Annotated in this window: 11 protein-coding genes; 10 read left to right on the plus strand and 1 reads right to left on the minus strand. The window is 35.3% G+C overall.

Annotation, left to right across the window (positions count from 1 at the left end):
• From ACW2QF_RS14255 to ACW2QF_RS14280, 6 genes are all read left to right on the plus strand, one after another.
• Positions 1-220 (plus strand): hypothetical protein (locus ACW2QF_RS14255; protein WP_455716675.1); only part of this gene is annotated, 220 nt, incomplete at its 5' end.
• A gap of 121 nt (positions 221-341) precedes the next feature.
• Positions 342-755 carry a hypothetical protein gene (locus ACW2QF_RS14260; RefSeq protein ID WP_455716676.1) on the plus strand — a complete coding sequence of 138 codons (414 nt, stop codon included), beginning with the start codon at positions 342-344 and terminating at the stop codon, positions 753-755.
• A 51-nt stretch (positions 756-806) separates the two neighbouring features.
• Positions 807-1,310 carry a hypothetical protein gene (locus ACW2QF_RS14265; RefSeq protein ID WP_455716677.1) on the plus strand — a complete coding sequence of 168 codons (504 nt, stop codon included), beginning with the start codon at positions 807-809 and terminating at the stop codon, positions 1,308-1,310.
• A 405-nt stretch (positions 1,311-1,715) separates the two neighbouring features.
• Complete coding sequence (locus tag ACW2QF_RS14270; protein WP_455716678.1) at positions 1,716-1,988, plus strand: DUF6870 family protein; 273 nt, start codon at positions 1,716-1,718, stop codon at positions 1,986-1,988.
• Between the two features lie 15 nt (positions 1,989-2,003).
• On the plus strand, positions 2,004-3,428 hold the full coding sequence (locus tag ACW2QF_RS14275; RefSeq protein WP_455716679.1) for a recombinase family protein: 1,425 nt from the start codon (positions 2,004-2,006) through the stop codon (positions 3,426-3,428).
• 62 nt (positions 3,429-3,490) lie between these two features.
• Positions 3,491-5,197: a recombinase family protein gene (locus tag ACW2QF_RS14280; protein ID WP_455716680.1), complete on the plus strand. Its 1,707-nt coding sequence runs from the start codon at positions 3,491-3,493 to the stop codon at positions 5,195-5,197.
• An 83-nt stretch (positions 5,198-5,280) separates the two neighbouring features.
• On the opposite strand, the gene ACW2QF_RS14285 is transcribed toward ACW2QF_RS14280, so the two are convergent.
• On the minus strand, positions 5,281-5,475 hold the full coding sequence (locus ACW2QF_RS14285) for an ATP-binding protein (RefSeq protein WP_455716681.1): 195 nt from the start codon (positions 5,473-5,475) through the stop codon (positions 5,281-5,283).
• On the opposite strand from ACW2QF_RS14285, the gene ACW2QF_RS14290 reads away from it, so the two are divergent.
• From ACW2QF_RS14290 to ACW2QF_RS14305, 4 genes are all read left to right on the plus strand, one after another.
• Positions 5,464-5,772 (plus strand): hypothetical protein, encoded by a 309-nt coding sequence (locus ACW2QF_RS14290; RefSeq protein ID WP_455716682.1) that lies wholly within the window; start codon positions 5,464-5,466, stop codon positions 5,770-5,772. The two genes, ACW2QF_RS14285 and ACW2QF_RS14290, sit on opposite strands and share 12 nt — an antisense overlap.
• A 302-nt stretch (positions 5,773-6,074) precedes the next feature.
• A complete protein-coding gene (locus tag ACW2QF_RS14295) occupies positions 6,075-6,521 on the plus strand; it encodes a MerR family transcriptional regulator (RefSeq protein ID WP_455716683.1) in 447 nt (148 codons plus the stop codon).
• A gap of 590 nt (positions 6,522-7,111) precedes the next feature.
• Positions 7,112-7,810: an orotidine-5'-phosphate decarboxylase gene (pyrF, locus tag ACW2QF_RS14300; RefSeq protein ID WP_455716684.1), complete on the plus strand. Its 699-nt coding sequence runs from the start codon at positions 7,112-7,114 to the stop codon at positions 7,808-7,810.
• Positions 7,811-7,855: 45 nt separating this feature from the next.
• Positions 7,856-9,022 (plus strand): AI-2E family transporter (locus tag ACW2QF_RS14305; RefSeq protein ID WP_455716685.1); only part of this gene is annotated, 1,167 nt, incomplete at its 3' end.

Consider the following 9,022-nt stretch of genomic DNA (forward strand, 5'->3'; position numbering starts at 1 on the left):
TACAGACACAACACCAGATACAGACACAACACCAGATACAGACACAACACCAGATACAGACACAACACCAGATGTAGGCACAACACCAGATACAAACACAACATCTCCAAAAACGGGCGATGATAGCCTCGTGACACTTTGGGTTAGCATGCTGCTTATTAGTGTTTGTGGAGTGACTGTAATTCTGTTGGTAGAAAAAAAACGTAGAAACGTAAGATAAAATAACTTTATAAAAACAATTCGAGGGAGATACCATTGCATTGGTATCTCCCTCTTAGAGTGTAGGACTTTTGTGCTAATAAGTATATTAATCAATTTATATTGTAGTAGGAGGATTCACAATGAAAAAATTACAAAATCGACTTATCCTTGTAATTGTATTCGGCATCCTTCTTGCTACATTCATCAGCAGTGGAATCTCGCTGATGAGTTTAATTTCCATAAGCGAAGCACGTAGTATGAGTATTCTCAATAAAGAATTGAAACTGAGTGCCTCCTATATCGACGAGACCTTTGCAGATGTAGAAAAGTTCACGGCTACCCTTTCGGATTATTATCTGGAGAATTGTCCAGAACCTTCAAAGCTGACAAGTGCCGAAGGAGCGGAGTACATGAATACATGTAAAGAGCTTGCAATGACACTCATTAAAGATACTGAGATTCTGTGTGCCACTTATTTCCGACTGAATCCAGAACTCGTAGATTCGAAAGGTACGGGAGTTTTTTTTTTAAGTGCTACCGTTGGACTGCGCTGAAAAAAGAAACTTCTATCAATTAAATCCTTACTTTGACAGAAGGACACAATAATGCAGTCTTGCAAATGTGAAAGGTATGCTATGCAAAGAAGAAATCAAACAATGAAAAATACACTGACTTCCTTTTTCGGTAAGGCTTTACTGTGCCTCCTTGCCCTTGTTTTTATTGTGGTTGTAGCTCTGTTTACAGTCAGAAACATCAATCTCAGTCTTAATAAAGAAAGAACAACCAATATAAATCTGCTTATGGGTAGAATTTCCATGAATATCGAGTCTTCTCTAGAACAGCAGTGGAACCATGTAATCTATTTCAAAAATGACTTTAAAAAGAATCATCCGGATACAATGGAGTCGGTGTTAAGCTATCTGAGTGAGGCAGAGAGCAATACATCCCTTCATATCAAGCGTGTGTATGTCATTGATAAGGATGCCCGATGCTACCGTTTGATGGAAAAAGTTATCGTTGGAAGGACAATTCCGTATTGTTATCCGACCAAAAAATATGCAGTATTTCCACTGAGGAATTTCAAATCAGCAATGAAGACAATCATATGATGTTTGTCGTGCCTTTTGAGGGACCTATTCTCGTGGAAGATAAGACCATTACCCATATCGCCATTGCGGTGTTAAGCTCTCCTCCGACCATCTGCTGACTCTTATCAACGATGTGCTGGATTGCGGCAGATGTTTTGCAAAGCTCCGGTCTCGGGGATTTCGCTTTGATTACCCATGTGGGCAAAGAAAATACCAGTATCAACTCCTGGGGTGCAGTCGGAAATCTCTATGAAGGAGCCACATCCAGCGATACAAAGCTTTTGGCTTTGGTGCAGGAATACTTCAAAAACAATCCAAAGGTAGATGCTCCAACAGAGCAGAGACCATAGCTTTTGCATATTTCCTTTCATAGGACAATCCGGTAATGGAATAAATATAGAAAGAGCAAGTATAAAGAAGGTTTATATGGACTTATCAATAGAAGGATTAAATCGTATGCAGAGCATGAATATTATGGATTTAAAAAGAGAAGAACTTGTGAATGCCGAAGATGTTGTGATTGATACTACAAAAAGTGCTCTGAGCAGGATTCGTTCCTTTATAGAACAGACAAAAAATCCGTTTGCACAGAATGTGGGCAAGTACATTTTGCAGATTGGGTTTATGGAAGAAACACAGGACTTAATTGATGATAGGATGCTTTTACTTACGAAAAGAAAGACGCAGATTATGGTTTGATAAAGGGGAACGCAGATGAAAGCAAAAGAGTTTTATAATACAGCTATTTATCTCCGTTTGAGTCGTGATGATATCTCCACCAATGGTGGAGCGGACATTGATGGCAGTAAGTCAGAAAGCAATAGTATCAGTTCACAAAGAGATATGATTCGCTCATATATTAGGAAACAAGACAATATGGAAATCTATGATATATATGTGAACGATGGATGGTCAGGAGCAAATTTCGACAGACCGGAGTTTAAGCGAATGATGCAGGATATAGAGGCTGGTAAAATTGATTGTGTGATAGTAAAAGATTTATCCAGATTAGGACGAGATTATATAGAAGCCGGGCGGTTAATACAAAAGACCTTCCCGGCTTTTTCTGTGCGTTTTATTGCACTTACTGATCATTTTGATTCACTTACCGCAGATTATAATGAGACATCTTTAGTGGTTCCGGTAAAGAATTTTGTGAATGACTCTTATTGCAGAGATATTTCAAGTAAGGTAAGAAGTCATCAAAAGGTAAAACGAGAAAACGGAGAGTTTATTGGAGCTTTCTGTGTATATGGTTATAGAAAGAGTTCTGAAAATCGTAATGCTTTAATACCGGATGAATATGCTGCGGATATTGTGCGAAAGATTTTTGCATGGAAAATAGATGGGTATAGTAATCTTGCTATTGCAGAAAAATTAGATGAACTGGGGATTCTTTCTCCTATGGAATATAAAAAGATGCAGGGAGCCAAATTTCAGACAGGATTTGTTACAAGAGTAAAAACAAAATGGTCAGCAGTTGCAGTAAAGCGGAAAGCACATATTTATGCAGGACTTTTATTCTGTGGAGATTGCATGGAACCGATGATACGCAGAGTAAATAGATACAAAGGAAAGGAAACCGTTTCTTTTATCTGTTCCACAAAGAATAAGAGTGGGGAATGTAGCAGGCATACGATTTCAGAGGAAGATTTGAATTATCTGGTATTAACAGGACTTAGACAGCAGGTATCCCTATTTTTAAACAAAAACAAGGTACTTAATGCTGTTGAACAGATGGAAATAAACTTTGAAGAAGTTGTTTCTTTTGATAAAGAGATTGAAAAACTGCATAAGGAACAGGATAAATACTTGTTTCTTCGTGCGGGTTTGTATGAGGATTTAAAAAATCAGATTATCACGGAGGAGGATTTCAAAAATTTCAGAGAAATATACGAAAACAAGTATCGTGAACTGGAACAGGCAATCTGTAATCAGGAGGAAACGATAAAGAAGCTTTTTAAATCTGGTGTTATGGCTGGCAGAAATCTGGAACAAATGAAATCAGTTATGCAGATAACAGAGCTTGACAGAGTTACACTTATTTCGTTTGTAAAACGGATTCTTGTATATGAAGATAAGAGAGTTTATCTGGAACTTAGATATAAAGAGTTATTTTCGAAAGTTATTAAGCCTTAGCAGCTATGTGGAAACAAGGCAGCATAAAGAAAGGAGGAAAGTCGGTACACCGGCTTGTGTAAATGGCTAGAACCTCTAAAAAAAAGCAGATGGATACAGAGATTGCAGTAGGAAGAAAATCAGAAAAGATTTATTCTGTTGGAATATATGCAAGATTATCTGTGGATGCTAAGTGCATGGCTTGCGAGCAAGCCAGAAAGAATGAATCCATTGAAACACAGATTGAGATTGCGAAAGCATTTATCAAAAATCAGAATGATATGGTTATATTTGATTGTTATTTAGATATAGGAAAAACGGGGACGAATTTTCAGAGAGATGGTTTTGAACGCATGATGAGGGATGTAAGAATGCGTAAGATAGACTGCATCATCGTAAAAGATTTATCCCGTTTTGGCAGAAACCATATAGAAACCGGGAATTATATTGAAAAGATTTTTCCTTTTATGGGAGTGCGTTTTATTGCTGTCACGGACAATTTTGACAGTATGAATATATCAGGACAGAATGAAACATTAAGTGTTAATTTAAAGAATCTGGTAAACGAAATGTATGCAAAAGATATTGCAATAAAGGTGAAATCCAGCCGACAGACAAAATGGGAACAGGGTAGCTATACAGGTGGTGTGCCACCTTACGGCTACCGGGCAGAGTGGATTGGTGATAAAAAATGTCTTTTCATAGAAGAAACTACCTCCGATATAGTGAAGAAAATATTTGATTTATTTCTTTCTGGTAAAAATATGAAGGAAATTGTTCGTTGGCTTTACGAACAAAGGATTTTAAGACTTACGGAATATCATAAAACGGGAGAGGTATATTGTCTCGTAGGAGGGAAACTTCAGGAATGGTCAAGAGGAACTGTCAAAATGGTTTTGACAAATCCGGTGTATATCGGGTGCCTTGTACAGGGAAGAACCTGTGGAAAAGATTATATGATGCGTGACAAGCATGATATTGCTTCTGAGGATTGGTCTGTAAAGGAACATACCCATGAAGCAATCATAAGTGAAGAATTGTTTTTTCAAGTGGCAAAAAAATTTGAAAAATCCTCTGTGTATTGCAACAAAAGCGGATATTCCCAAAATGTCCCATTAGATGAGGATGTATTTGCAGATGTTCTTTATTGTGGAGACTGTGGTGCAAAAATGAGAAGAATATCTGCAATAAAACAGTTCAGCTCCAAAGGACGTGTCAGGACATATAGTTATAATTGTCCAAAGATAGAGCGTATTGATGAGGATAAATGCGTTACAAAGAGTATTACTTTAAATTCTCTTAATGGTATTGTGAAAGAAGCAATCCGACAGGAGTTATCGTTATCTGCAATGCGGCTAAAGGATATTACACAAAGCAATAATATGGAAGCAGAACGCTTAAAAACAGAATGGAATAAGGAACTGCTGGCATTGGAGAGAAAAATTGCCAATATTACAAAACTTGGAAGTGAGCAATACCTAAAATACCGAATGGGTGAAATGGAAGCAGAATCTTTTAAAAATATGAAAGGATATAATAACAAAAAGATTGCTACATATCAGAAAAAAAGGGAACAAGTTGCAGAAAAACTTAGAACAATAGACTATGAAACAGTTCAGAAGAACCATTTTTTTAGAGCTTTGGTAAAGGGGAGTGAAAAAAGTGAGTTGACAGCAGATGTTGTCAGAACCATGATTAACAGAATAGAAGTTTATCAGGACCATCGGGTGAAAGTGATTTTTGCTTTTAAGAGAAGTGATATTCCGCTTAAAGGAAAGGAGGTCATTTAGAATAGAAAGGTATCAAATTGCAATTTATATAAATGTCAAGCTAAGAATGTACATTTTTGATCACTTAACGATGCTCAAGTTCGTTACTCATCATCTACATTGATGTATTCTTTTAATCGATATGACTTACCTGTTATATTTACAACATGAGAATGATGAAGTACACGATCAAGGATTGCATTTGCTATAACAGGATCAAAGTGTAAGTTATACCATATAGCAGTAAAAATAATAAAGAAAAGATAAAAAGGTTGTGTGAGTATACTATGAAGAAACAAGGAAATCCTAATTTGAATAGAACAGAAACATTCTATAGTGAAAAAGATCTGAAAGATGCAATGAAAAATGGCTATGGAATGATTTGTGTTAGAGGAGAAATTGCAAAGAAAGTGTATAAAAATATTGATAATAACCCTAAACTAAATAAGTTATCAAATGTATTAATTTTAGGAGGACTATTCTTGTGGCCTCTTTTGTTGGTTGGGATTGGTGGTAAAATTCTAACAGCTACTGATTTTAAACACTATAAAATTATAAATTGCACATCAGAAGAACTAATTTTACAAAGAATTTAGGGAAGATAAAAGACTAATATTTTGGATGTGGATATTAGAGATAGGTCTATTTCGTGCTTCAAAGAAAATTGAATTGAAGTGTAAAATATATCTGATAAATTAAAGGGTCGCAAGGGTCGGAAAATCTAAAAAAGTATGTAAGAAAAAATACAAGAAGCAGAAACACGCAGTTTTTTGATAAATATTCTACTCCAATACTCTCAAAAAGTCCTAGACCCCTCAAGCTGCGCTTAATGAGGCAAAATAGTTGAACGTAGCGTTAAGTGTTATGATTATCTTGAGATATCTCAGGAGGAATGAATATGAATAAACCTATAGGTATTAATAAAGTGGCAGAGCAAATGGGATTGACGAGTCGAACTTTGTGCCATTGGGAATCTGAAAAATTATTTAACAGTATAAGAGATGTTGAATCTGGTTGGCGTACTTACGATGAAAATGCAATACTATGTATTCAAATTACTGTACTTCTAAGAAACATTGATATACCTATCAAGGAAATTAAGTCGACTATAGATTGTATGAATATTAGCAAATTATATGAAGTAATTTCGAATAAAATTAGACTTATAGACAATGAAAGTGCAGAAATTATATTTAGAAGGAGGCAATTGGAACAGTTGTTATCATTCTTGTCGGAAAGAAGTAATTTAATTGTTGCATCTATGGTTGCTGAAACTTTGGGAAGTATAGCAAATGAATTATTGTTCCGAATGGGACGGAGGTTGAAAGTAACTACAATAAATTAGCAATGAATTTAAAAATGTTAGCACTTGCCAAATTATGATAATCTGATATAATAGAATTATAAAAGGCAATCGCCACAGGGTGGTTGACCGAAATAGGAACGAAAAAACCTTCCTGGACTGGCCAAAGTACAGGGAAGGTTTTTTTACATTAGTGACAAATCAAATAAATGAATGTCAGTAGTGCTATGATGAACATACCAAATTGGATTAAGTCTTTAAAATCAAACTTATTGTTCATAGACATCACCTCCATTCTATGTAGAATGAAGGTCAACCACCCTATACACGATTGCCAGCAGTTAGAATAACTGCTCAGGTAAATTATACCATAGGAGTAAGAGGAACACAAGTTCGAATTAAAGGGAAGGGTATTTTTAATGTATACGAGAATGTTCTTAGTGAAAAGGCACAAGTGTGCAGTCGCCACAGAGTGGTTACACGATAGAAGAACATAAAAACCTTCCTGTACTGAAGAAAGTACAAGGAAGGTTTTTGACGTTAATTTTTGATTTTCTATTTCAACTTTACTGAATATGTATGATATGGTATAGTATACAAAGAAAATACGATGATTGCAATAAGGAGGCATTATGGGAAAAGATGTAATTATAGCATGTGATTTTAATAGCAAAGAAGAGGTAATGAAGTTTCTATCGAAGTTCGAAGATGAAAGCTTATATCTGAAAATTGGTATGGAATTATTCTATAGTGAAGGACCTCAAATTATTAAAGAAATTAAGAAACAAGGGCATAAGATATTCCTAGACCTTAAACTCCATGACATTCCCAATACCGTTATGAAGGCAATGCGTGTCTTAGCTGATCTTGATATCGATATGTGTAATGTACATGCCGCTGGTACAATTCCAATGATGGAAGCAGCGTTAAAGGGGCTTACGAGAGAAGACGGAACAAGACCTCTTTTAATTGCAGTAACGCAATTGACATCAACGAGTGAAGAAACAATGAAAAAAGATTTATTAATTAATGAACCTATTGAAGAAGTAGTTTCCCATTATGCTAAGAATGCGAAGATATCTGGGCTAGACGGAATTGTATGTTCTCCATTAGAAGCAAAAGGAGTTCATGATTCATGTGGAGCACAGTTCTTAACAATAACACCAGGTATTCGATTTGCTACCGATGATAAAGGTGATCAAACTCGAGTAATGACTCCGGCCCAAGCGAAAGAGATGGGATCGGATTATATTGTTGTTGGAAGACCAATCACAGGTGCTGAGAATGTAGTTGAGGCATATAGAAGATGCGTCAAGGAATTTGTTGGATAAATCTATTTAATAGAACAGAATCAAGTATTAATGGAGGTATTGATAGTGGGTTTTGACAAAACAAAACTAAAACAAATACGATGGTTAATCGTTTTTGTTGCTGTGATAGTATGTGCACTTATGTACAGCAATACAGTTGTAACGGGGATTGTTATAGGTATACAAATAATAAAACCATTTATCTATGGTGGTGTTATTGCGTTTATCTTAAATATTCCACTAAAATTATTTGAAAATAAATTATTAAAAAATTGGAATGGAAAATTGGCAAAAAAGGTAAAGCGTCCCATCTGTATCTTATTGTCAATCATAACAGTTTTACTAATTATATCACTTGTAATAGTTGCGGTTATACCACAACTTGCTATTACAACTACAGAATTAGGACACCAAATTCCAGTGTTTATTGATCGTATTATTGATTGGTTAGAGCAATTAAGTGTTGAATATCCTAGTTTGAAGAAACAGATTATGGAATTAGAGAACATGGAAATTAACTGGAAAACAATGATACCTAACGTAATTGATTTTATGAAAAATGGTTTTGGAAATATGTTATATTCCACAGTGACAGTTGCTGGCAGTATTATAGGCGGAGTTATTAATTTCGTAGTTGGAATTATCTTTTCACTCTATATATTAATACAGAAGGAAAAGTTATCCAGTCAAGGAAAAAGAATTATGTCAGCTTATCTACCGACAAAGGTTGACCATAGAGTGAGAGAAGTATTGGCCCGTTTGCATAGCAATTTTACAAATTTTATATGTGGACAGTGTTTAGAAGCAGTTATTCTTGGTACATTGTTCATTATAACTATGACTATCTTTAGAATGCCATATGCTGTGACAATAGGGACATTGATTGCATTTACAGCATTAATACCGATTGTTGGTGCCTTTATAGGTTGTGCAGTCGGAGCATTTATGATCTTGATTAACAGTCCAACTCAAGCCTTGTTGTTTATTATTCTATTTTTGATATTACAACAGATTGAAGGAAATTTGATTTATCCAAAGGTAGTTGGAAATTCAGTTGGATTACCTTCCATTTGGGTTTTAGTGGCGGTAAGTGTTGGTGGAAGTCTGTTTGGTATTGCGGGAATGTTATTCTTTATCCCAGTTGTATCTACCGTATATTCATTGTTACGGGATGATGTTAATATACGAAATCGGAAAAAGAAACGTATTATTAATGAGGCTTCGGTTATTGAG

The sequence above is a fragment of the Anaerosporobacter sp. genome (genome assembly GCF_965301125.1).